18 protein-coding genes are annotated in these 24,005 nt (G+C 68.7%); 14 read left to right on the forward strand and 4 right to left on the reverse strand.

From position 1 onward, the window contains the following. Positions 1–41: 41 nt before the first annotated feature. Positions 42–959 (forward strand): STAS domain-containing protein, encoded by a 918-nt coding sequence (locus GF068_RS17510; RefSeq protein WP_153820557.1) that lies wholly within the window; start codon positions 42–44, stop codon positions 957–959. Here GF068_RS17510 and GF068_RS17515 read toward each other — a convergent pair. Further along, positions 956–2,182: a cyclase family protein gene (locus GF068_RS17515; RefSeq protein WP_170319541.1), complete on the reverse strand. Its 1,227-nt coding sequence runs from the start codon at positions 2,180–2,182 to the stop codon at positions 956–958. The two genes, GF068_RS17510 and GF068_RS17515, sit on opposite strands and share 4 nt — an antisense overlap. Positions 2,183–2,353: 171 nt before the next feature. Between GF068_RS17515 and GF068_RS17520 the strand changes: the two genes are divergently transcribed. Both GF068_RS17520 and GF068_RS17525 read left to right on the forward strand, forming a co-directional pair. Then, entirely contained in the window at positions 2,354–3,487 is a 1,134-nt protein-coding gene (locus tag GF068_RS17520; RefSeq protein ID WP_153820559.1) for a hybrid sensor histidine kinase/response regulator, read from the forward strand. Next, positions 3,477–5,438: a hybrid sensor histidine kinase/response regulator gene (locus GF068_RS17525; RefSeq protein WP_153820560.1), complete on the forward strand. Its 1,962-nt coding sequence runs from the start codon at positions 3,477–3,479 to the stop codon at positions 5,436–5,438. The genes GF068_RS17520 and GF068_RS17525 overlap by 11 nt, the downstream gene beginning before the upstream one ends. Here the strand turns inward: GF068_RS17525 and GF068_RS17530 are convergent. Next, a complete protein-coding gene (locus GF068_RS17530) occupies positions 5,435–5,998 on the reverse strand; it encodes a dihydrofolate reductase family protein (protein WP_153820561.1) in 564 nt (187 codons plus the stop codon). The two genes, GF068_RS17525 and GF068_RS17530, sit on opposite strands and share 4 nt — an antisense overlap. Before the next feature lie 63 nt (positions 5,999–6,061). Here GF068_RS17530 and GF068_RS47065 point away from each other — a divergent pair, with 63 nt between their 5' ends. From GF068_RS47065 to GF068_RS17555, 5 genes are all read left to right on the forward strand, one after another. Then, positions 6,062–7,024, forward strand: coding sequence for a helix-turn-helix transcriptional regulator (locus GF068_RS47065; RefSeq protein ID WP_338046437.1), 963 nt, complete (start codon positions 6,062–6,064; stop codon positions 7,022–7,024). Positions 7,025–7,448: 424 nt separating this feature from the next. Next, entirely contained in the window at positions 7,449–9,131 is a 1,683-nt protein-coding gene (locus tag GF068_RS17540) for a MutS-related protein (RefSeq protein ID WP_153820562.1), read from the forward strand. A gap of 1 nt (position 9,132) precedes the next feature. Beyond that, entirely contained in the window at positions 9,133–10,095 is a 963-nt protein-coding gene (locus tag GF068_RS17545) for a hypothetical protein (RefSeq protein ID WP_153820563.1), read from the forward strand. 103 nt (positions 10,096–10,198) lie between these two features. After that, positions 10,199–11,206, forward strand: coding sequence for an AraC family transcriptional regulator (locus tag GF068_RS17550; RefSeq protein WP_170319542.1), 1,008 nt, complete (start codon positions 10,199–10,201; stop codon positions 11,204–11,206). A gap of 81 nt (positions 11,207–11,287) precedes the next feature. After that, entirely contained in the window at positions 11,288–12,511 is a 1,224-nt protein-coding gene (locus tag GF068_RS17555; protein ID WP_153820565.1) for a phospholipase, read from the forward strand. 20 nt (positions 12,512–12,531) lie between these two features. Here GF068_RS17555 and GF068_RS17560 read toward each other — a convergent pair whose 3' ends face one another. Then, positions 12,532–13,314 carry an SDR family oxidoreductase gene (locus tag GF068_RS17560; protein ID WP_153820566.1) on the reverse strand — a complete coding sequence of 261 codons (783 nt, stop codon included), beginning with the start codon at positions 13,312–13,314 and terminating at the stop codon, positions 12,532–12,534. 118 nt (positions 13,315–13,432) lie between these two features. Here GF068_RS17560 and GF068_RS17565 point away from each other — a divergent pair, with 118 nt between their 5' ends. The 5 genes from GF068_RS17565 to GF068_RS17585 all read left to right on the forward strand — a co-directional run bounded on the left by GF068_RS17565 (position 13,433) and on the right by GF068_RS17585 (position 21,461). After that, positions 13,433–13,981: a hypothetical protein gene (locus GF068_RS17565; protein ID WP_153820567.1), complete on the forward strand. Its 549-nt coding sequence runs from the start codon at positions 13,433–13,435 to the stop codon at positions 13,979–13,981. Positions 13,982–14,046: 65 nt separating this feature from the next. Beyond that, a complete protein-coding gene (locus tag GF068_RS17570) occupies positions 14,047–16,224 on the forward strand; it encodes a prolyl oligopeptidase family serine peptidase (RefSeq protein ID WP_153820568.1) in 2,178 nt (725 codons plus the stop codon). 103 nt (positions 16,225–16,327) lie between these two features. After that, complete coding sequence (locus GF068_RS17575; RefSeq protein WP_153820569.1) at positions 16,328–16,828, forward strand: hypothetical protein; 501 nt, start codon at positions 16,328–16,330, stop codon at positions 16,826–16,828. Positions 16,829–17,014: 186 nt separating this feature from the next. Then, entirely contained in the window at positions 17,015–17,929 is a 915-nt protein-coding gene (locus GF068_RS17580; protein WP_206079494.1) for a M23 family metallopeptidase, read from the forward strand. Between the two features lie 163 nt (positions 17,930–18,092). Further along, complete coding sequence (locus tag GF068_RS17585; protein WP_153820570.1) at positions 18,093–21,461, forward strand: protein kinase domain-containing protein; 3,369 nt, start codon at positions 18,093–18,095, stop codon at positions 21,459–21,461. 40 nt (positions 21,462–21,501) lie between these two features. On the opposite strand, the gene GF068_RS17590 is transcribed toward GF068_RS17585, so the two are convergent. Continuing rightward, a complete protein-coding gene (locus GF068_RS17590) occupies positions 21,502–22,443 on the reverse strand; it encodes a hypothetical protein (protein ID WP_153820571.1) in 942 nt (313 codons plus the stop codon). A gap of 202 nt (positions 22,444–22,645) precedes the next feature. On the opposite strand from GF068_RS17590, the gene GF068_RS17595 reads away from it, so the two are divergent. Continuing rightward, complete coding sequence (locus GF068_RS17595; protein WP_153820572.1) at positions 22,646–23,992, forward strand: sigma 54-interacting transcriptional regulator; 1,347 nt, start codon at positions 22,646–22,648, stop codon at positions 23,990–23,992. Positions 23,993–24,005 lie beyond the last annotated feature (13 nt).

A 24,005-nucleotide genomic window follows, 5' to 3' on the forward strand; every position in this document is an offset into this window, starting at 1 on the left:
GCGGCCACGCGTAGCGATGCGCCGAGGAGCGAAGGCGGGACGTGAACGGGCACCAGACAGAGATCCACCGGGACGACGAGCGCGAGACGTTGCTGGGCCGTATCGAGGCGCTGGAGCGCGAAAACGCGGCCCTCCGGCAGAAGGCCCAGGAGGCGCAGCGCGTGGAGGACGAGCTCCGCGCGAGCGACGAGCGGTTCCGCGCGCTGCTCGCGGGCCTGCACGTGGGCGTGGTCGTGCAGGATCCGAGCGCGAGGATCATCCTCCACAACCCCCACGCCCTCACGCTGCTCGGCTTGACCGAGGACCAGATTTTCGGCCGAACCTCGTTTGATCCACGGTGGAGCGCGGTGCACGAGGACGGCTCGCCGTGTCCGGGCGAGCAGCACCCGGTCTCCGTCGCGCTCCGGACGGGAAAACCCGTGCGTGGCTTCGTGATGGGCGTCGACCGGCCCGCGCTGGGCGATCGCGTGTGGCTCCTGGTGACCGCGGTTCCGCAGCTCGACGAGCGAGGCGCCGTGACGGCCGCCGTCGTGACCTTCACGGACATCACCGCGCGCAAGCACGCCGAGGATCTGGTGCGCGCGCAGGCCCGGATGCTCGAGGAGATGTCGACGCCGCTCGTGCCGATCGGCGACGATATCGTGGCCATGCCGATCGTCGGCACGGTGGACGCGCGGCGGGCCGAAATGGTGCTGGAGACGCTGCTCGCGGGCATCACACGAAGAGGCGCGCGCGTGGCCATCCTGGACATCACGGGCGTGAGCGTGGTCGACGCGCAGGTGGCGACCACGCTGGTCCGCGCGGCGCAGGCGGCGCGGCTCCTCGGCGCGCAGGTGGTGCTGACGGGCATCCGCGGCAACGTGGCGCAGACGCTGGTGGAGCTCGCCGTGGACCTCTCGGGGCTGGTGACACGAGGCACGCTCCAGGGCGGGATCGCCTGGGCGCTCGCGCGGCGTTAGGGCTTCTTCTTCTTCTTGCGCGGCCCGCCGATCGCGGCGGGCGCATTTCCAGCGCAGGTCGCGCCGGCGAGGTTGTAGGGCGTGTCGAAGAACATGAACTCGTACACCCCGTCGGCGGCGAGCGCCGCGGAGTTGAAGCCCTCGCCGATTCGAATCCCGTTCGCGACCATGAGCACCTGGTGCCCCTCGGCCAGGGCGGTCGCCCGCGGGCCGGGGAAGACCTCCATGGCGTAGGTATCCGAGGCGACGATCGCCGGCCGGAACTGCGCGAGCCAATGGCATTCGGCGATCCACGGGCCCGGCGCGGCGCCGAGGTACGTGGGCCAGAGGGCCTCGTCGGTCCAGTAATGGCTCCATCCCGTGCGGATGATGACCACGTCCCCGGGCTCGATGCAGCCGAGGCCCTCCCAATCCATCGTCGCCTGGAGGTCCGCGATGGTGATCCGATATCCCGGCGCGAGGGATTTCCCGTCCGGCGTGACGGCGCTCGTATGCCCCGCCGCGAGCTTGTAGCCGAGCACGTCGAGGAGCAGGCCCCGCGTGACGATCGGCCCGATGTTCTGGATCCCGAGCGACGCCGTGCCCCCGAGGATGCTGTTCGGCCCGTAGTTCGCGGCCTCGGAGTCGGCGCGGGCGAGGGCCTGCCGCTCGAGCGGGTCGAGGATCTCGGGGCGCGGCGTGATCTGCTCGAATCGGTGCCCGCCGTAGAACCAGCCGCCGAAGCTCGGGTGGCCGAAATCGTCGACCTGCGTCGCTTGCTGGAACGTGAATGCCTCGAACCGCTCGTCCTGGTAGAAGAACTCGTTCTCGCCGACGGGCCCGTACGCGGCGATCCAGTAATCGGCGCGGCGAGGCGGATCGTGCGGGAACGCCGGGTTCCCCGCGCGCATGGGCTCGCCGAGCGAATACACCTTCGCGTCCCCGCGCTGCCCGAGCTTCAGCGCGTCCTTGCGCTTCGCCTCGTTGATCTCGACCAGCGTGCCGACGGTGTCGCCCCAGACCCCGAGCTCGTCCCAGCGGGAAAAGATCCAATCGAGGGTGACGGGATCGTCGTTGAAGGGCCCCGCGGAGCCCGGGAGCGGGGGGCCCGCGTGTGCCCTGCCCGGGATCATCTGCGCGAGCACCGAGACGCCCGCCGCGCCCGCCGCGCCGCCGAGGAAATCACGACGGCTCACCCGCGCCTTCTCGCCCTGGACCGCGAAGACCTGCTTCAAGAAACGCATGTTGCGTTCTCCTTCCGTGCAGCGCAGCCGCAAAATTCGGCGACTGTGCCAATGGTACAACCATGGATCGAACGGCAAAGGCCGCTCGGTGTGCCACTGAACCACGACACGAGCCGACCTGGCAAGCTTGACGCAGGTCACGCCGATCCGCCAAAGTGCCGGTTCCATCCCATGAACACGCCGGAGAAGAGCCCAAAAATCCTGGTCGTCGACGACAACGAGCAGAACAGGGAGCTCGTGGCAGCCACCGTCGACGCCGAAGGATACGAGGCCATCCTGACGTCGAACGGCGAGGAGGCATTACGCGCGTTCGAAAGCGCGCAGCCCGACTGCATCCTGCTCGACGTGCGTATGCCCGGCCTCGACGGATTCACGGTCTGCGAGCGGATCCGCGCGCTGCCCGGTGGCGCGGACGTCCCGATCATCTTCCTCACGGCCCTGCGCGACGTCGACACCTTCGATCGGGCGCTCGTCGCGGGCGCCGACGACTTCCTCACGAAGCCCGTGCGGCCGACCGAGCTCGTCGTCCGTGTCCAGGCCGCGCTCCGCCTCCGCCGCCTGAGCGCCGAGCTGCGTGATCATTATGACCTCATACGACGTCAGCGCGACGACTTGATGCGGCTGCAGCTCCAGAAGGAGATGCTCATGTCCTTCGTCATCCACGACCTGAAAAACCCGGTCGGGTCGATGGACCTGCTCGCCCAGGCGCTCGTGCGCGACAGGGCCCTTCCCGACGACGCCCGCGACACGGCCCAGCACATCCGCGACTCGGCGCGGCGCCTCATGCGGCTCATCCACAACCTGCTCGACCTCAGCAAGGGGGAAGAAGGCAAGCTCGTGCCCAGGCGCTCGAACGTCGATCTGCGCGCGCTCGTCGACGTGGTGCGTGACACGTTCGACGCGCACGCGCGCGCCGTGCGCGTGACCCTGGAAGCGGACGTCGACGCGCCGAGCCTCGTGGCCGACCAGGATCTGCTCCTGCGCGTGCTGGAGAACCTGACGGAGAACGCCATCCGTCACGCGCCCCAAGGCAGCACCGTGCAGCTCAGCGCCGCGCGAAGGGACCGGGCGGTCGAGGTGCGCGTGACGGATCGCGGCGCGGGCATCCCCCCGGAGATGCGCGAGAGGATCTTCGACCGCTTCGTGCAGCTCGACGACGCCGCGTCGGATGTCGCGAGCCGCTCGGGCCGCGGGCTCGGCCTCACCTTCTGCAAGCTCGCGGTCGAGGCGCACGGCGGCGAGGTCTGGGTCGAGGACGCGACGCCCGGAACCATGGTATGCGTGCGGGTACCTCATGACACGTGAAGCTGGCCCGGACGAACCGGGCGACGCGCGGTTCCGGCAGCTCCTCGAGGCCGCGCCCGACGCGATGGTCATCGTCGACGAAGCCGGGCGGATCGAGTTCGTCAATGCCCAGACCGAGGCGCTCTTCGGCTACGAGCGCGCGGAGCTCCTCGGACAACCCGTCGAGCTCCTCATCCCCGAGCGATTTCGACCCAAACACGCGAGCTACCGCGCGGGGTTCGTCACGTCGCCGAAGCTCCGGCCGATGGGGTCCGGGCTCGCGCTCTCCGGCCGCCACAAGGACGGCGCCGAGGTGGCGATCGAGGTGAGCCTGAGCCCGCTGCGCACGCCCGAGGGCGTCCTCGTCTCGGCCGCGATCCGCGACATCCGCGAGCGCAGGCAGATCGAGGCCGCGGCGAAGCTCGCCGCCGATCGCCTCCTCAGCGCCGTCGAGAGCGTGCAGGACCCGTTCGCCTTGTTCGACGCCGACGATCGGCTCGTGCTCTGCAACAGCGCGTTTCGCAGGACGCTCTCCGAGGTCCCCGGCCCGGCGATCGGCGAGACGTACGAGGCGCTGACGGACGCGCTCCTCGCGCAGGGCGCGTATGACCTCGGGCAGGAGTCGCCTGCCACGTTCCGCGCGCGGCGCCTCGCGTATCGGCGGGATCCGAAGGGCACGTTCGAGGTCCGCACGAAAGACAATCGCAACTTGCGGATGACCGATCGACGGACGGGCGAAGGGGGCACGGTCACGACGATCTGGGACGTGACCGACGATGCGCTGCGCGAGGAGGAGCTCCGGCAGGCGCGCTCCGCGGCGGAGGCGGCGAGCGCGGCGAAGACCGAGTTCCTCTCCTCGATGAGCCACGAGCTGCGCACGCCGCTCAACGCCATCCTCGGCTTCAGCCAGCTCCTGCAGCGCGACCGCAAGGCGCCGCTGAACACGCGCCAGAAGGGCATGGTCGACCAGGTGCTCAAGGCGGGCGAGCACCTCCTGCGCCTCATCGACGACGTGCTCGATCTGTCGCGGATCGAGACGGGCAACGTGCCGCTCTCGATGGAGCCGGTGGGCGTGGCGGGCGTGCTCGCGGAGGCGAAGGCGGCGCTCGATCCGATGGCCGATCGTGCCGGCGTCGAGCTCGCGATCGGGCCTCTGCCCGACGACCTGCCGATGGTCTCCGCGGACCGGACCCGCTTCGCGCAGATCCTGATGAACTTCGGGTCGAACGCTATCAAGTACGGCCGCCAGGGCGGGCGCGCCGTGTTCGAGACGAAGGTCGCGGCGAGCGGGCGTGTGCGGATCACCGTCGTCGACACCGGGATCGGGATCCCCGAGGACAAACACGGGAAGATCTTCCAGCCCTTCCAGCGCGCCGGCCAGGAGACGGGGCCGATCGAAGGGACGGGCATCGGCCTCAGCATCACCAAGCGCCTCGCCGAGATGATGGGCGGCAGCGTCGGCTTCCGCAGCGTCGCGGGTGAGGGCTCCGCGTTCTGGGTCGAGCTGCCGGCGCTCGAGCCGAAGCAGCTACCCGTCGACCCCACGAACCTCCAGGTCCAGGCGAGCTCGCCGCTGCGGGAGGGCGAGGGCCCGCGCTACATGGTATTGTACGTGGAGGACAACCCCTCGAACATCGCGTTCATGGAGGCGCTCATCGCGGACCTCGAGCGGGTCGAGCTCTTCACCGCGCCGACGGCCGAGATCGGCGTCGAGCTCGCGCGGGGGCGCCTGCCGAAGGTCGTCATCATGGATATCAACCTGCCCGGGATGAGCGGGTTCGATGCCTTGCGGCAGCTCCGGGAATGGCCGGAGACCCGCTCGATCCCGGTGATCGCCCTCAGCGCGGCGGCGATGGACCGCGACAAACGGCGGGCCGAACAAGCCGGGTTTTTCCGCTATCTGACGAAGCCGGTCCGCGTGGACGAGCTGACGGACGTGCTCGAGACGCTCTTGATGGCGGATTCGCCCTAACCTCGTTCTCCGCTCCGGGCGCGCGCTGGGACCTCGTACCGCAGCTCGACGAATCCGCCTCCGAAGCGGGTGACCGCCTGGAGCTCGAGCGGGCCCGGGATCGAGGTGGGCAGGAGCGGCGTCCCGCCGCCGAGCACCACCGGGGCGACGCCGAGCAGGATCTCGTCCAGGAGGCCCCGCTGCGCGAACTGGGCGACGAGGTTGCCGCCGCCCATGAGCCAGATGTTTTTCTCCCCGGCCGCGCGCGCCATTTGCTCGCAGACGGCCGCCACATCCTCGGCCGTGAACCGGATGTCCGCGCCCGCGAAGGTCGGCAACGCGCGATGGGTGAACACCCAGGTCGGCAGCCCTTCGTAAGGCCAGGTCTTCAGGCCTTCGCCGAGGAGAAACTCGTAGGTCGAGGCGCCCATCGCGAGCGCGCCCACCCCGGCGAGGAATGCCTTGTAGTGCTCGTCCACGCCCGGAGCGCCGTTGAACTGAAAGAGCCACCCGAGGCGCCCCTCGGCGTCCGCGATGTACCCGTCGATGCTCGCCGCCACGTAGTATTGGGTCCGTGTCATGGCGAGAGTATGCCTGACGATCCCTGACATCTTCTGTCAGCCATTTTCTGGTAGCTTGCGGACGTGCGATCCAGTCGGCTCCTCGCGCTCCTCCTCGTCCTGCAGCGACGTCGGCACGCCACGGCGACCGAGCTCGCCGAGGAGCTCGCCGTCTCGGTCCGCACGCTCTACCGGGACATCGCGGCGCTGATCGCGGCCGGGGTCCCGCTGTGGACCGAGTCGGGGCCGGGCGGCGGCGTTCGCCTGGCCCCGGGCTGGCGCACGCAGCTCGATGGGCTGACCGCCGAGGAGGCGAGCGCCTTGTTCCTGTCCGGCGCGCCGCAAGCGGTCGCCGATCTCGGCCTCGCCGCGGTCGCGGTGACGGCCCGCGCCAAGGTCGACGCGACCCTGCCCGCCGAGCTACGTGGCCGCGCCAGCCGGATCCGGGAGCGATTTTTTCTCGACGCGCCCGGCTGGTTCACCCGCCGGGACAAACTCGACGCCTTGCCGGTCGTCGCCGAGGCCGTCTGGGAAGGTCGGCGGCTCGACCTGCGCCACGGCGATCACGCGGCCCGCCGCCGCGTGGACCCGCTCGGGCTCGTCCTCAAGGCGGGCACCTGGTATCTCGTCGCGCGGCATCGCCGGCAGATCAAGACCTACCGGATGAGCCGCATCCACCGGGCCGAGCTGCGGCCCGAGTCGTTCGTCCGTCCCGCACATTTCGACCTCGCGGCCTTCTGGTCCGAGTCGTCGGCCGCGTTCGACAGGTCCTTGCTCACCTACCGCTGCCGCGTCCGCCTCTCGCCCCGCGCGGAGCGGCAGCTCCCGCATGTGGTCCCGCACGACGCCGTCCGCCGGATGCTCGAGGACGCGGCGCCGCCGGACGCGGAGGGCTTTCGGACGGTCGAGCTCCTCCTGGAGAGCGAAGACGTGGCCACGGACCAGCTCACGGGGCTCGGCGACGGCGTCGAGGTCCTCGCGCCGGAGGCGTTACGTCGCAGGCTGTATGCGGTGGGGATGCGGATGGCCATGCGGAATGGGTGTTGAGATCCCCTGGCACGATCTTCAGGTGTGACCCTCCCACCTCCCAGATTCGTTTGAACCTCCTCTTCCCTCCCCCGTCCTCCTCCTCAGAAACGTTGGCACTTGCCCTTCCCTCCCCCGTCCCCCTCGGTAGAACATCTTACCTTTTCCTTCCCTCCACCGTCCTCCTTCTCAGAACGTGTTCTGACTTGGCCTTCCCTCCCCCGTCCCCCTTCGTAGAACATCTTACCTTTTCCTTCGCTCCACCGTCCTCCTTCTCAGAAACGTTGGCACTTGACCTTCCCTCCCCCGAAGCTCGGTCCCAAAATCGAAGATCGTTGTACAGTCCCCCACGGAAAAACTTCGATTTTCGCTGGAGCCCCGGGGCGGGCCGTCCTTGTGGCGGCCGGAACTTTCGGCGACGCTAGGGCCTCCCTCGACGGAGCCCATGAAGCCTTCCTCGCCCGCCCCCGACGCCGCGCCGGCCCACGAGATCCTGAGCTTGCTCCACCCCGATCCGGTCCCGCGGCCCGACCTCGACGAGCTGCGCCAGGCCCTCTCGTTCGCGTTCGCCAGCGGCGTCTCGGGTGGACTCTTCAACCAGGCGCTCGATCGGGCCCCGCTCGCGCCGTCCACGTGGGACCCGCAGAGCTTCGCGCCCGACCTGTTCCTGGAGGAGCTCGTCTCGCGGGGCTTCCGCGTCAAATCGGGCGAGCGCGACGTGGTCGTGAACCGCGCGTTCATCTATCGTGTCCTCGCGCATCCGCCGTCCGATCCCCGCGTCACGGACCATCGCCGCGGCGTCCTGCACGAGCTCTCCACCTCTCCCGTCTTTCGCCGCCAGTTCGAGGACCTCTACACGACCGCTTGTCGCTTGCGCTCGGCGCTCGAAGGCGCGGCGGCCGCGAAGAAGTTCGACGCGACGAGGCGTCAGCTCGACGTGCTCCTGCTCGTCAAGCAGGCATTCGAACGAATGAGCGAGTCCTTCGACGGCGCGACGTCCGGCCTGTCTCGCCTGCGCGAATTCGGCGAGAGGGTGCGCGAGACCGAGGGGTATCGATCGATGATCGACCTGCTCGATTACGACGACCACCTCGCCACGCTCGGCGTGACCATCCGCGTCGGCGCCGACGGGCGCGTGCGCGGGTTCGAGGTGAAGAACCTCAAGGAGCGAAAGGACAACCCGTTCGTGCTCTCGCCGGCGCGGCGGTGGCTCGCCAGGATCGAGATGTTCTTCCGCGGTTATCGCTTCAGCGACGGCGAGGTCATGGCGCGCCTGCTCGACGCGGTCTTCGAGGGGATCGAGGCGCACGTCCTCGCGTTCATCCCGCTGCTCGGCGAGATGGAGGTGTACCTCGGGGCCCTCGGCTTCCGGGACCTCGCCGAGGCCGCGGGCCTCGAGGTTTGTCTGCCCGATTTGCGAACGGCCGAGGAGGGCGCGGACGAGCAGCCGCGCGCGCTGCGTGGGCTCTTCAACCCGCTGCTCGTCGCCAGCGGCATCCGCGCCGTGCCGTGTGACCTCGTGACGGATCGGACGGGCGTGACCCTGCTCATTACGGGGCCGAACTCCGGCGGCAAGACGCGGCTCTTGCAATCGGTGGCGCTGGCGCAGCTCCTCGCGCAAGGCGGGATGTTCGTCCCCGCGCGCGAGGCGGACCTCACGCGGGTGCCGGGGCTCGTCGTGTCGCTGATCCAGGAGACGCGGGTCGATCAGAGCGAGGGGCGGCTCGGAATGGAGCTCGTCCGGATCCGGGCGCTCTTCGAGATGCTCGGCCCCGGCGCGATGGTGATGCTCGACGAGCTCTGCTCCGGGACGAACCCCTCCGAGGGCGAGGAGATCTTCGAGCTCGTGATCACGCTGCTCGCGAAGCTCCGCCCGCAGGCGTTCATCACCACGCATTTCTTGACGTTCGCGGGCAGGCTCGCGCGGGAGAAGACGATCCCGGGCCTGCGGTTCGTCCAGGTGGAGCTCGACGCGTCCCAGCGGCCGACCTATCAATTCGCCCCAGGCGTGGCGACGACGTCGCTCGCGTCCCACGCGGCGGCGCGGCTCGGCGTGAGCCGCGACGAGCTCGAGGGGCTCATCGATCGCAACAAACGCGCGCCTGTCGCGCGGGCCCGGGAGAGCTGAGGTGGGCACGTTCCTGGTGACGCCGCGCATGAACCCGGCGCTGCGCGCGCGGGTAGAGCGCGCCGTCAGCCCGAAGGCGCGCGCGCGTCACCACGCGGCGACGGTCGGGCTCTCGGCGCCCTTCGCGAAGCGCGAGCCGTTTCGTCCTGCCAAACTCTTGCCGCTGCTCGCGCTGGTCCTGCTCGGCGGGCTCTTCGCCGCCATGGTGATCCACGAGCGGCGCGCGCTCGAAGCGGAGCGGGGCGCGCTCTTGAACGACCTCGCCGCGCTGCGCGCGGGGATGCCGGCGGGGCACGAGAAGCTCATCGGGGAGACGAGCCTCGCGCTCCTCCTGGCCGCGGCGGACGCGGAGGAGCCGGACCTCGTCGATCCGACGCTGAAGGAAGCGGGCGCCCTCGACGCCGCATTGCGCCGGCCCGCGCTGTACGTGCGCGCCCCCGCCGCGGAGTTGCAGGACACGCGGGGCATCGACGATGCGGCGCGTGGATCGGACAAGGACGCGTTTCTGGTTTGCCTGCTCCATCCGCCCGCGTCGACGTCGGAGCGTGACCTGCTCGTGAAGGTGCGGGGCGTGTATTTCGCCGGAGCGAAGGTCGACGACGAGACGGCGCACGTGCGGCGGCTCGCGGAGGCGCGGCTCGGCCTCGCCGTGTTCGGGCCGGAGTTCGAGGCTTCGGTGCGCGCCGCGCAGGACCGGAACATGGTCAAGCGGCTCCGGAAGGAGCTCGAGAGGGCTCCGGTCGAGCGCGCGAAGAAGTCCGTGGGCGCGGAGCTCTTGCTCGTCGTCGCGGACAGCCGGGCCGGGGCGCGTGTATCGCTGGTGGAGATCGCCACGAAAAAGACGCTCTTGCGGCTGCGCCTGCGCGCGGAGGAGCTCGCCTTGTCCTCGCTCGGATCGAGCCACCGCGACGAGCTCGAGGCGTGCAACCTCGCGGTCGCGGCGCGCCGCGCCGTGTCGCCCTGAGCTCGTCCGTCCCCCGATGCCTCGACGCGCCCCCGCACGTCCATCCTTCGCAAAGGCGGCCCTCCCGCCCGCCACGAACCCTACCCGCGTCGCGCTCCGGACCTTGCGCCCCCTCGCGGCTTATCTGCGTCACATCGGCAAGGACGCCACGTCTTTGTTCACCGAGGCGGGCATCGATCCGCTCGGGCTGCTCGATCCGAACGCGTCGATCCCCCACCCGCTGCTGCTCGATCGCTGGCGCCGCGCGGAAGAACTCTGCAATGACCCGAACCTCGGGCTGCGCGTGCTCGAGCGTATCGAGGTTCATGCGATGGCGCGGATGCAGCTCGAGACGGAGTGGGTCGTCCTGCAGATGTTCGTCGTCAGCGCCACCGTGGGCGAGGGGCTCGCGCGGTTCGCGAAGTATTTTCCGGTGTCGTTTTATGGATCCCGGATCGTCGTGGAGCACGACGGGCGAATCACCCGCGTCCGCCACGAGGTCCTCGGCGTGCGCGAGGTCCCGCGCGGCTTCTCCGAGTTCATCCTCGGGCTCGTCGCGCTGCAGATCCACGAGCTCGCGATTCGACCCGTGAAGCCGCGCGAGATTCGTTTCGCCCACCCCGCGCCCGCGTCGCTCGCCGATCACGAGCGGATCCTGCCCGGGCCCACGCGGTTTTTGGCGGGCGAAGACGCGATCGTCCTCGACGCGGCGGACCTCGAGGTGCCCATGCGCGCGGCCAACGAGGCGCTCTTGACCGGGCTCGAGCGCCACGCGGCCCAGGCGCTCTCGCGCTTGCCGGCCCTCGAATCCCTGGTCGATCGGGTCCGCGCGCTCATCACCGCCGAGCTCCCCGGCGGAAACCCGAACGCTGACCACATCGCGAGCGCGCTCCAGATGTCCGTCCGGACCCTCGCGCGCAGGCTCGACGAGCTCGGCACCTCGCACAAGGCGCTGCTCGACGACGTACGCGCGAAGCTCGCGCGGAGCTATTTGCTGGAGGAAAAACGCTCGGTGAACGAGGTCGCGGGCCTGCTCGGTTTCTCCGAGGTCAGCGCGTTCCACCGCGCGTTCCGGCGCTGGTTCGGCCAATCCCCCACCGACTTCTGCCGTGACGCCGGCGGCCCCCCTTGACGCGACGGGTGGCCGAAATCGTCAACGGCGATGGCCGATTCGGTCATCGCGCGCGGGCGCGCAAAGGTGTCTCCTCGGAGCATGAACCTTCGAGATTCGATCCGCGCGTCTTCGCGTTGGCTCCTCTTCCTCCCGCTCGCGGGCGCCGTCGCCTGCAATCCCGCCGCCGCCCTCCAGGAGGACAAACTCGTCCACGCGGACCTGTTCTCGCCCGAGGCCGAGATCATGTCGGCCGGTTATGGCTTCGAGGGCATCATCGGGGTCGAGGGCGGCGAGGCCGAGGTCCGAGCCGCCGGAGGCGCCTGGAACAAGGTCACTTGCACGAACGGCGCCGAGCCGCAGCGCCGCGTCCTCACGTCGTCGGTCGAGCCCAACGGGAACCTCGACGTCACCCGCGCCGACGCGATGCCGATCGTCTTCAGTTGGCCCTACCTGCCTTCGACGCTCGCGCCGACGGATTTTTCGGTCGTCCTGAATGACGGATCGAAGGTCACGCCCGCGTTCGCGACCATCATGCCGAACTACGAATACAACGAGCGACAGGTGGCCGTCCTGTTCGGGGAATTCGGCAATCGCCTGCGCCCGGACGAGGCCGGGTCGCTGCACCCGGTCCGCGTCGACGTCGTGGCCGACGACGAGCCCCTCATGCTCGTGGGGCCAAAGGGCCCGGTGAGCGCGGTGGGGCTCAGCAAGGAGAGCACGAACCCCTACGTCGCCGGGCCAGGGCTCGTCGCGGCGAAGCTCTCCCGGTTCTCGACGGAGGGCGAGGGAGGACCCGAGGTCGTCGAGGGGCCCTTTCCGAACGACGGCGTGGCCCTTTATGGATCGGCAGCCAAGTTCCGGTTGCGCGTGTATACCTCGGGAGGCTTCTCGCCCGACGGCGTCCGTGGGCTCCGCCCGGACGAGTTCGAGCATTTCTTTCGCCTCCACGCGAAGGCGCCGGACGGGAGCGACGTGCTGCTCGAAGAGACGGGCGTCGATCACGCGGTGGACCAGGGCGTGATCCGGATCGTGGGCCTCGCCGACCTCGGCCGCGCGGCCTCGGGCGAGGTCGTCTACGACGATTGCTACGTGGAAGACTGGGACAACTACATCGATATCGTGCTCGACGGAGACGAGGCGGCCATGCGATCGATCACCGGCGTGGAGATCCCGGCGTCGGGATCGTACGGCGCGTTCTTCAACCCCGGCGGCCCCGGCAATTCCCCCACCGAAGGCGTGCGCTACACCGCGCCGGGCCTGCCCCAGCTCCAGCCCGTGACCCTCGCGCTCGACGATCCGATGACCGTTTCGTACGAAGAATGAGCGGCGTGGGGGACGCGCGCTCACCGCTCGGGCGGCTTCGGCCCGATGAACGAGGCGCGCTCGAAGGCGTCCATGTCCTCGAAATAACGGCGAACGTTCTCGGCGTAGACGGGGCGCGTGTACACGTCGATGCGCGGATCGCGGATCACGTCGAGCACGACGTCGGCCACCTCGTCGACGCTCTGCGCGCCCGGCATCGATCGCGAATCGAGGCCGCCGTGTAATGCATTGAGCCCGAACTCCGTGGCGACGAGCCCCGGGGAGACCGTGGTGACGACGATGCCTGGAAACGTGTGCCGGAGCTCGGCGCGCAGGCCGGCGGTGAGGGCGTTGAGCGCGTGCTTCGAGGCCGAATAGGCCGAGCGCGCGGCGAAGAACGGGATCCTGCCCAGCACCGAGGAGACGTTGATGATCTGCCCGGCGTTGCGCTCCTTGAAATGAGGCAGGATGGACTGCATGCCGTAGAGCGCGCTCTTCACGTTGTCGCGCATCATCAGATCGATATCGTCGTCCGTGATCTCGGAGGGGGCGCGCGTGATGCCGCGGCCCGCGTTGTTGATCCACACGTCGACCCTGCCGAACCGGTCGAGCGCCTGCCGCGCGAGTGACTCCACCTGGGGCCGCGCGGTCACGTCGGTGACGACGGCGAGCGCCTCCGGCCCGGACGCCGCGGCGACCTCCGCGAGCTCCTTTTGCCTGCGGGCGGCGAGCACGACACGCGCGCCCTCGGCCGCCGCTTTGCGCGCGACCGCCGCGCCGATCCCCGCGCTCGCGCCCGTGATGACGATGACTTTGTCCTTCATGTCCGCGAGTTTCGCACGAAGACCCCGCGCAGGGGAAGCGAAGACCTGGAGGTTTTGGCCTCCATCACCTCGCCGATTCGTGATCCGCGCCTGGAGGATCCGCGGTATCCTCCCGGCGATGGCGCACGAACAGGAGACTCCTGAAGGGGAGGAAGGCCTCCCCGAGACACCCCCCAAGCGACGCCGGAGCCCGTTTCGTCGCGTCGTCCTCCTCGCGCTCTTCGCGCTCACGCTCCCCTTCGATTGGGGAGAGCGCTCCTCGTGCCAGGGGGGCCCCCGGACGTTCACCGGGATCGACCTCTTCACGGACAATCCGAGCAATGGGATCATCGACGCGTTCGTCTTCCTGGCGCCCGTCTTGCTCGGCCTCGTGCAGCGTCCCGTCCGCAATGCCGCCGCGCGCCTGCTCATGGAGCTCGGCGCGATGGTGTTCGCCTCGGTCGCGACGCTGTATTGTTTCCTGAATGCCGTCTTCTCGGGCGGCTTCCCTCACAGCAGCGGCCGCGTCTACCTGGCGCCGTGGATCGCCACGCTGGCCCCGCTCCTGATGCTCGTCGACGCCTGCCAGGGCGCCGTGGAGCGAATCCGGGAGCTCCTCGAGGCACGAAAACGAAGGCGCTCCGTGAGCACGGACCAGGAAGCGCCCCGAGGTTCGCCCGAGGCTTGAGGCGCGATGAAGAAGAGCTCCGTTGTGGCCTTTCGCCGCGCCAGGAAATACGCTTTACTGCGCCCATGCGAACCCTGGCCTCTCTCCTCGGCGTGAGTCTGCTCGCCGCGTGTGGCGCGCCGCCGGCGCCACCTCCCCCGCCGCCCACATCGACGGTCGCGAACGCCCCTCCGGTCGCGACGGAGGCTCCTTCCGCGAGCAAGGTCGAGCCCAAGGTCGAAGACCCCCACCTCTGGCTCGAGGAGGTCCTCGGCGAGAAGCCGCTCGCGTGGGTGGCCGAGCGGAACGCGAAGTCGAAGACGGAGCTCGAGGCCGCGCCCGGGTTCGGCGCGCTGCGGGACCGGCTGCGCAAGTTCTACGATTCCAAGGAAAAAATACCCATGCCGCAGGTGCGCGGCCGGTACGTCTACAATTTCTGGCGTGACGACGTGAACCCCCGCGGCCTCTACCGGCGCGCCTCGCTCGACGAGTTCAAGAAGCCGGCGCCGAAATGGGAGGTCGTCCTCGACCTCGACGCCCTCTCCAGGACCGAAAAAGAGAACTGGGTGTGGCACGGGGCCGACTGCCTGTACCCGAAGTACGAGCGTTGCCTCTTGCACCTCTCCCGCGGCGGCGCGGACGCGGTCGTCGTCCGGGAGTTCGATACCGTCGAGAAGCAGTTCGTCGAGGGCGGGTTCTCGCTGCCGGAGGCGAAGAGCTCGGTCGACTGGAAGGACCTCGACACGGTGTACGTGGGGACCGATTTCGGCCCCGGCTCGCTCACGGACTCCGGGTATCCGCGGATCGTGAAGGAGTGGAAGCGCGGCGCGAAGCTCTCCGAGGCGAAGACGCTCTTCGAGGGGCAAAAGACCGACATGGTCGTCGCCGGCGAGCGCCAGTTCGATCATGGCAAAGAGCTCGACTGGGTCTACCGCAAGCCGTCGTTCTTCACGGAGGAGCTCTACGCCCGCAGCGGCGACAAATTCGAGAAGGTCGACAAACCCGACGACGCCGAGTCGAATGTCTGGGACGGCCAGCTCGTCCTGCGGCTCCGGAGCCCGTGGGTCGTCGCCAAAAAGATTTATCCGGCGGGCGCCCTGCTGATCACGCCGCTCGCGGATTTCCGCGCCGGAAAACGCGAAATGACGGTGCTGTTCGAGCCGAAGCCGAACACGTCCCTCGAGAGCTACGTGGGGATGAAGACGTCGCTCGTGACCGTCGAGCTCGAGGACGTGAAGAGCACGGTGTTCGTTCATACGCGTACGAAAAATGGGTTCGTCCGGACGAAGCTCGATACGCCGCCGATGAGCTCGGTGCACGTCAGGGCCTACGACGAGCACACGTCGGATGAATACTGGCTCATGGAGAGCAGCTTCACGGCGCCTTCGTCCCTGGCCCTCGGGAGCGCGACGAAGAAGACGCGCGCCGCGATCCTCAAGAAGAACCCCGCTTTCTTCGACGCGAGCGGGCTCGAGGTCGGGCAGCGGTTCGCGACGTCGAAGGACGGGACGAAGGTCCCCTACTTCCAGATCGCCAAGAAAAACCTGTCGCTCGACGGCAGCGCGCCCACGCTCCTCGAAGGGTACGGCGGCTTCGAGGCGTCCATGACGCCCCATTACCACGCGGCGACGGGCGCCGGCTGGCTCGAGCGTGGGGGCGTGTACGTGGTGGCCAACATCCGCGGGGGCGGCGAATACGGGCCCGCGTGGCACAAGGCCGCGCTCAAGGAGAACCGGCAACGCGCGTACGACGATTTCATCGCGATCGCCGAGGACCTCGTCGCGCGCAAGGTGACGAGCGCGGCGAAGCTCGGGATCATGGGCGGGTCGAACGGGGGCCTGCTCATGGGAGTCATGATGACGCAGAGGCCGGACCTCTTCGGCGCCATCGTGTGCCGGGTCCCGCTGCTCGACATGATGCGCTACCACAAGCTGCTCGCGGGCGCGTCGTGGATGGAGGAGTATGGCGACCCGGACAAACCCGAGGAGCGAGCGGCGCTGGCGAGGTTCTCGCCCTACCAGAACCTGAAGAGCGGCACGCGGTACCCGCGCACGTTGTTCACGACGTCGACGCGGGACGATCGGGTCCATCCGGGCCACGCCCGCAAGATGGTCGCGCGGCTGCTCGAGCTCGGGCAGGACCTGCTCTATTACGAGAATACCGAGGGCGGCCACGGCGGCGCCGCGAACAACGAGCAACGCGCCTACATGGACGCGCTCGCGTTCACGTTCCTCGGCAAGCAGCTCGGTTTGCCGGCCAGGTAACCTCTCCCCACGACCCCCCAAAACGAGCGCCTCCCGGCACGGGCATTGCTCTTCGGCTCCCGAACGAGGGCTTACGGCCATGCTTGGAATCGTGAGGTATGACATGCGAGACAGAGCAAAGTGGATGTGTGGCATCGCGGCGACACTCGCCGCGATGGTGTCGGTGGTGGGGTGCATCGGCGACAGCGTCGAGTACGGGCCGTGCCCCAAGGACAGACAGCACGGCGTCAGTTGCTTCTGGGAGGGCGGGATCACGTTCGAGCCGGACAGGGTGTCGCAGGCCGACGGGTTCGTCTTCGTGCACGGGGAAATGACGTGGGGGCCTTGTGCCATGACCCCGGGCAAGCAGATTCGTTCGTACCGCATCAACCCGGCGGACGGGTCGACGACGCAAATGGACGCGCCTGCGAACGCGGAGCCGGTCGCCATCCCTGCGGAGGGAATGATCGAGGTGGTGCCCACGGGGAGCATGCGCCGCGTACGTATCGATCCCGACGCCGTCATCTCCGTGACCCAATCGAAGCTTCCGATCGGCGAGGTCCTCGACGAGGCCACGGGGATGTCGCTCGCGGTGATCGAGCTCGCCGCCGTATGCGATGGCTGAGGGCCAGGAGGTGGGGAACGGTTCCCCCAAGGGGTGGGGAACGGTTCCCCCACCCCTGCCCCATTTCTGTGATGTGCCGCGCCGGCTCCACGCGCAAAAGTTCAACGAATCTGCATACTCGCGCGAATTCTGTGATCCAACCCCTGCGATGACGCGTCGGTACGCTCGTTGCTGATTCGGTCGTCCATGCGAATCCTGTCGACCTGGGCCCTTGCCTCGAACCTGCTTGTCCTCGCCTCTGGCCTCGCCCTGAGCGGCTGCGTCGGAGAGCCCCCCGTCGAGCTCAGCGACGATCCGGCCGCGGCGCTCGGTGACGAGGAGTGGCTCGACGACGGCCCGCCGCCCGGCGAGGAGGCCATCGACGAGGAGCTCGGCAGCACGAGCGACGGCGTGAGCAACATGCCCGCCTTCCAGCTCCCGTTCCCCTGCGGGCAGATCTGGGCCGGACAAACCCGGACGAACCACAGCCCCCTCAACTCGATCGATTTCAATCGCAGCGACGACATCGGCGACGCGGTGGTCGCGTCGGCGGGCGGCAAGGTCACCCGCGTCGCGAACGAGGGCAACACGAGCTACGGCCGGTGGATCGAGATCGACCACGGCAATGGTTATCGCAGCCGCTACGCGCACCTCAACTCGCAGATCGTCTCGGTCGGGCAGAGCGTGAGCAAGGGCCAGAAGATCGGCACCGTGGGCAGCACCGGCGGCTCGTCGGGCCCGCACCTCCATTACGAAGTTCGCCGCAACGGCGTCGCCATCCGGCCCGTCTTCAACGGCGCGACGGCGTACTTCTATGGCACCAAGAACTACACCAGCAAGAATAGCTGCGGCGGCGGCGGCGGCGGTGGCGGCGGCGTCACCGGCACGGTGAACACGAGCGGCGCCGCGCTCACGATTCGCGCGGACGCGAGCACGAGCAGCGCCGCGGTGGGCTCGGTGCCCGACGGCGCCAAGGTCACCATCACCTGCCAGAAGAAGGGGACCTCGGTGACGGGCACCTATGGCACGTCGACCCTCTGGGACTACATCGGCAGCGGCTACATCGCGGACGCGTACGTGCACACCGGCTCGGACGGTCAGGTCGCGCCGACCTGCAAGTGAGCCGACCCTCCCCGGGTTCGTCCTGACGGATTGTTTTCCCTCGCCACCTCGCGCCTCACCATTCCTTGGTCTCCGGATTGCAAAGCAGTCCGTCACGTAACGGGCGCTGCTCGGCGCACGTCGCGCTTGACGAGCGGCGGCATCCCGAGACCAAGGTGACGTGATGGGGCAGCCGAAAAAGGGCCAGGATCAAGAGACGCTCGCCCACGCCGATACGGTCGCCCCTGCCCCGGCGGAGAAAGCGGCCCCGGTCACGGTCAAGCTGGCGCGCGAGAGGCGAAGGAGGCGCGGCGCGGCGCGCGTGGAGTCCACGCCACCCACCGAGCCTCCTGCCGAAACCGTCGCCGAGGTCCCCGCCGATCTGCCCGCGGCCTCCGAGCGCTCGCCGCTCGCCGATCCCAGGCGCTGGGATCGTTACGAGATCGTACGATTCCTCGGCCGAGGCGGCATGGGCTCCGTCTACGAGGCCCGCGACAAGCGGCTCGCCCGTCACGTGGCGATCAAGTTCATCCACGGGGCCGATCCCCTCACCACGAAGCGTTTCCTGCAGGAAGCGCGGGCGCAGGCGCGGATCGATCATCCGAACGTCTGCAAGGTCCTCGAGGTCGGAGAGGTCGAGGACAAGGCGTACATCGCCATGCAGCTCGTGCAGGGCGAGTCGCTGCACGACGCGGCGAAGGAGATGACGCTCGACGAGAAGGTCCGCGTGATGAGGACGGTCAGCGAGGCCGTCCACGCGGCCCATCGCCTCGGCATCATTCACCGCGACATCAAGCCCGCGAACATCATGGTGGAGAAGCTCGGCGCGGGCGCGGACGAGGGCGCGTCATATCGCCCGGTGCTCATGGACTTCGGCCTCGCCCGCGAGGCGAGCGAGACGAAGGGCCTGACCGAATCGGGCACGGTGATGGGCACGCCGGGCTACATGCCGCCCGAGCAGGCGCGCGGGAGCGTGCGCAGCATCGATCCGCGGAGCGACGTCTACAGCCTGGGCGCGACGCTCTACGACCTCCTCGCCGGCGCGCCGCCGTTCGAGGACGAGAGCGCCGTGAACGTCCTGCTCAAGGTGCTGATCCAGGATCCGGTCCCGCTGCGGGAGAAGGAGCCGTCGATCCCGCTCGCCCTCGACGTCATCGTGGGCAAGTGCCTGAACAAGGAGCCACACCAGCGTTATACGAGCGCCGCGGAGCTCGCCGACGATCTCGAGCGTTTCCTGAACCGCGAGCGCGTGCTCGCGCGCCGCCTCGGCCTGCCGACGCGCCTCTACTGGCGGGCCAAGCGCAACAAGCCGATGGCGGTCGTGATCCTCGCGTTGTGTTCGAGCCTGATCGCCTTTGCGGGATACGGCGTCCGCACGGTGATCGTGAATGCCCGGAGGGAGGCGATCGCGCAGAAGCGCGCCGAGCTCGGGCAGAAGCTCGGGCAGGCGGTGAAGGACCTCGAATGGCTGGTGCGCAGCGCGTACCTCGTGCCGCTGCACGACACGGGCCCCGAGAAGGCGTTCGTCCGGACGCGTATGGCCGAGATCGAGGCCGAGATGCAGAGCTTCGGCGACCTCGCGGCGGGCCTCGACCACTACGCGCTCGGCCGCGGTTACCTCGCGCTGAAGGAGTGGGACCGGGCGCACGCGGAGCTCGCGAAGGCCGCGGCGCTCGGCGTGCGCGAGCCCGAGCTCGATTACGCGCTCGGGCGGGTCCTCGGCGAGCTCTACAGCCAGGCGCTGGACGACGCGCGCCGGAGCGGTGACAAGAGCTATTTCGAGAAGCGCAAGCAGGAGCTCGACCGGGAATACCTCGCGCCGGCGCTCGTGCACCTCGAGCGTTGCCGGGGTTTGCCGACGGTGCCGGCGAGTTACCTCGAGGGGTTGATCCATTTCTACAACCGGAGGTACGACCAGGCGATCGAGAGCGCGCAGAGCGCCCGCGGGAAGCTGTCGTGGCTCTACGAGGCGGAGAAGCTCGAAGGCGACGTGTTCATGGCGCGCGCCCTGGACGCGAAGGATCGCGGGGACAACGAGCAGGCGGAGCGGGATTTCGCGCAGGCGGTGGCGCATTACGAGGAGGCGGCGGACATCGGGCGGAGCGATCATCAGATCTACGAGGCGCTCGCGGAGGCGTGGATCCGGCAGGAGGAGATGGATCTCTACCGGGGCCGGGATCCCGGGCCCAAGCTGGAGAAGGCGCTCTCCGCGGCGGACAAGGCGCTCCTCGCGGCCCCCGCGGAGTCGAATGGGCACACGAAGAAGGCCTTCGCGTATCACTTCCAGGCGCGGTATGCGCAGAGCCATGGCGCTCCGCGAGACGAGGTCGAGCGGCTGTTCCGGGCGCAAATCGCGGTAGGAAAAGAGGCCATCGCTCTCCACCCCGCCGACGCTCATGCCCAGGAGATCACGGGAGCCGGGTACACGAAGCTGGCAGAGCACCTGTTCGATCTCGGACAGCCCGTGCAGCCCTCGCTGGACCGGGCGTGCGCCCATCTGGAGGAGGCCATTCGAATCAACCCCAGGTTCCCCTGGGCCTACAACGACCATGGGCTGGCGCTCGGCCTCTCCGGCGCCAGCATCCGCATGCGAAACGGCGAGGCGCGTGGCACGCTCCAGCGAGCGATCGACACGACCAAGAAGGCCATCGAACTCGATGACCAGTACCTCATCGCTTACACCAATACCTCGGCCTGGTTGACAGAGCTCGGCGAATGGCAGGCAGACCACGGAGAGAACCCCGAGAAGACCCTGCTCGAAGCCGTGCAGATGGCGGACCGCGTGCTCCAGATCAACGACAAGCACCTGCTGGCGTCCGTGAACTCCGGCTTCGCTTCGATGAAACTCGCGGCCTACCGGCTCGACGCCGGTGAAGACGGTCGAGAGCCTGCCCGGGTGGCCATCCACCGTTTCAAGGCCGCCCTCGAAATCGACTCCAATTTCGTGCTCGCCCAGCGCGAGCTCGGCCGGGCCTATCACCTCCTCGCGAGCCATGAGCGCGCGCAGGTTGTCGACCCGCGAGCGAGCCTCGACGAGGGGCTACGCGTGGTGGGGCAATGCCTTCGAATCGAGCCGAGCAGCGCCGACTGCATGATGGTCGAGGCCCAGCTTCGGATGGAGCAGGCGACCTGGGCCCGGGAGCGAGGTGAGGCCGGTGGGGCTGCCTTCGAGCAAGCACAGCGGCTTGCGCGGGAGGCCACCCTGAAGGCGCCCGACCGCGGGGATCTACGCCTGATCGCCGCGCAAATCTGCCTCCAGCGGGCCGAGGCGTTGCTCAGGGCCGAAAAGCCCGAAGCCCCGCCGTTCCCCGTCGTGGATGAGGGCCTCCAGAGGATCACGCAAGCCCTGAAGCAGGCTCCAGGACTGCCGCGGGCGCTGGCCATCCAGGGAGCGCTTCATTTACGAAAAGCGCAGATCGGCCCGGCCCACAAGAAGGAGTCGCTTGAACGAGCAAAAGATAGTTTGTCGCAGGCGTTCGCTGGGAACCCGATCCTGAAGCACCGCTATGGCACGGCCGCCGGGGAGGTGGACTGGATGATCGAGGGGCGATGAGGAGGACGATGGCCAGGGAGGATGAGAACGGCAGGACGGTTCACTCGACCGGCGGGACGAACGTCGTGAAGACGTTCGTGTAGCTGCGGCCGGGCTCGCGGGTCGAATGAAATGAGGGGCAGTACCTGAGACCGCCGCCAGCGTCCACGAGCTCCGCATTGCAGCGCTTGTTTGCGAAGTTCTGGTCGGGCGAGCCAAGGATCGCGCCGGTCAACACGATGCGGTGGTCGCAACTCGTATCGTTCTCGGCGCAGCAGTAGCTGCCCTGCGAGCCGAAGCACGCGCGCCCGCTGTCCACCGGATCCGCCGTGTCGGGCCCGGCGACGTACGCCGTCGGATCGGCGGCGAAGAGATTCCCATAGAAGCCACCCTCGCGCAGCGTCGTGTTGGAATCGCCGCACGGCGTGCTGAAAGGCGCTCCGCCAGGGCCGATGATGCAGATGTGGAGCTCTTGATTGTTACCATTGAGGAGCGAGAGGAGACAAGAGCTAATACGCTCGCGTTTGTCCTCGCCGGTGAGCCGGTTGGTCGTCCAGTTCGGGTAGAGCTCCCACTGCCCCTCGAACGTCTGCGCCCCGTCGTTCGTCGAAATCGTGAAGCCCGACGCAACGGCGCACTTGGCAATCCCCTTCATCGTCGGGGCGCGGTTCGTCGGATCCCCGGCCATCCACGACTCCCACTCCGGCTTCATCGTGCAGCCTGTCCCTGTGACCGTGTTGCCCTTGCAGAGCGGGAGTGGATCCGGGTTCGTGGACGACGTGATGCCGAAGCTGTTCGTCACGCTGCGCTTCAGAGGATCGCTGTCGACCACGAACGGCGGCAGATTGTTCGTGCCCGTGGCGCCGATCGCCTGCTCCCCCTCGCCCACGTTCTCCTCGAAATCGACAGGCTCACCCCCGCACGCCGGAAGAACCGAAGCGGAAGCGAGGAGAGCGCCCACGAACCCGTACCGCGACACGAGATGAGCAAGCTTCGTCGTCATGATATCTCTCCTCCACCAAGTCCTTGACCTCTGGACCATCCACGTCCCGTGCCAGCGCAGGCGCCGCGGCGAAGACCTCGCGGGCGCACCTCCCCTGGAGGCTCGAACCTCCATCCCGCCGCCTCCCCCTGGAGGCTCGAACCTCCATCCCCAGGGGCTCGACCCTCCACCCCGCGCGAGCGCCGCGTGGTAACCTGCCGCCATGTCGACGGATGGCACCCTGCTCCTCCGCCCCAGCGCAAAAGAGCTGCGGCTCGAAGGATTCTCGCTCACCGTGATCGAAGGCCCCGACTCGGGAGCCGCGCTGCGCGCCGAAAAGAGCGAGGTGTCCGTGGGCACCGCACAAGGCAATGACCTCGTCCTCACGGATCCGACGGTCTCGCGACACCACATCAGCATCACGGCCACGCCCGACGGCTTTTTCCTGCGGGATTTCGACTCCTCGAACGGCACGTGGATCGGCAGCACCCGCATCCTCACCGGGTACATCGACGACGGCGCGAAGCTCCGCGTCGGGCGCACCACCCTGCGCGTCGACCTGCTCGACGAGGACATTTGCGAGGCCCTGAGCCCCGAGGACCGATTCGGCTCCGTCCTCGGCGCGAGCGACGCCATGCGCCGCATCTTCGCCGCCCTGCCGCGTATCGCCCCGTCCGACACCACCGTGCTGCTCGAGGGCGAGACGGGCACGGGCAAGGGCGTGCTCGCCGCGGCCATCCACGAGGCGAGCGCGCGCAGCCGCGCCCCGTTCGTGGTGCTCGATTGCACGGCCATCGCGCCGACCCTCATCGAGAGCGAGCTCTTCGGCCACGTGAAGGGGTCGTTCACGGGCGCGAGCGCCGATCGCCCCGGCGCCTTCGAGCAGGCCGCCGGCGGCACCATTTTCATCGACGAGATCGGCGAGCTGCCCCTCGACATGCAGCCGAAGCTCCTGCGCGCCCTCGAGGAGAAGACCGTCAAGCGCGTGGGCGGCAATCAACGCATCCGGCTCGACGCGCGCGTCATCGCCGCGACGAACCGCGACCTCCGGACCGAGGTCAACCGCGGCACCTTCCGCGCCGACCTGTACTACCGGCTCAACGTCGTGCGTATCCACATCCCGCCGCTGCGCGAGCGCACGGGCGACGTCGAGCGGCTGGCGCGCCATTTTTATGCCGAGCTCGCCCCGAACCGGCCCATGCCGGCCGATTTGCTCGAATCCTTCTGCCGGCAGGCATGGCCGGGCAACGTGCGCGAGCTCCGGGCCGCGGTCGAGCGCGCGGTCCTGCTCGACGATCCGGCCCTCCTGGCGCTCGGGAGCGGGCGGGACGAGGGCAGCCCCGGGGCCGCGCCCGAGGACGAATTCGACCTGCGCGTGCCGTACCGAATGGCCAAACAAAGGGCCGCGGATCGCTGGGAAGCGCGTTACGTGCGAGAGCTCGTCTCACGCGCCAAGGGCAACGTCTCGGAGGCCTCGCGGCTCGCGCGTATGGACCGGAGCCATTTGCGCACGTTGATCCGGAAATACGACATCCGCGCCGGCGAGGAGAGCGACGCCGGCGACGGATGAGGGGCGGGGTGGG

Origin of the sequence: Polyangium spumosum, from assembly GCF_009649845.1 — a bacterium.
In the GTDB taxonomy this organism is placed as follows: domain Bacteria; phylum Myxococcota_A; class Polyangia; order Polyangiales; family Polyangiaceae; genus Polyangium; species Polyangium spumosum.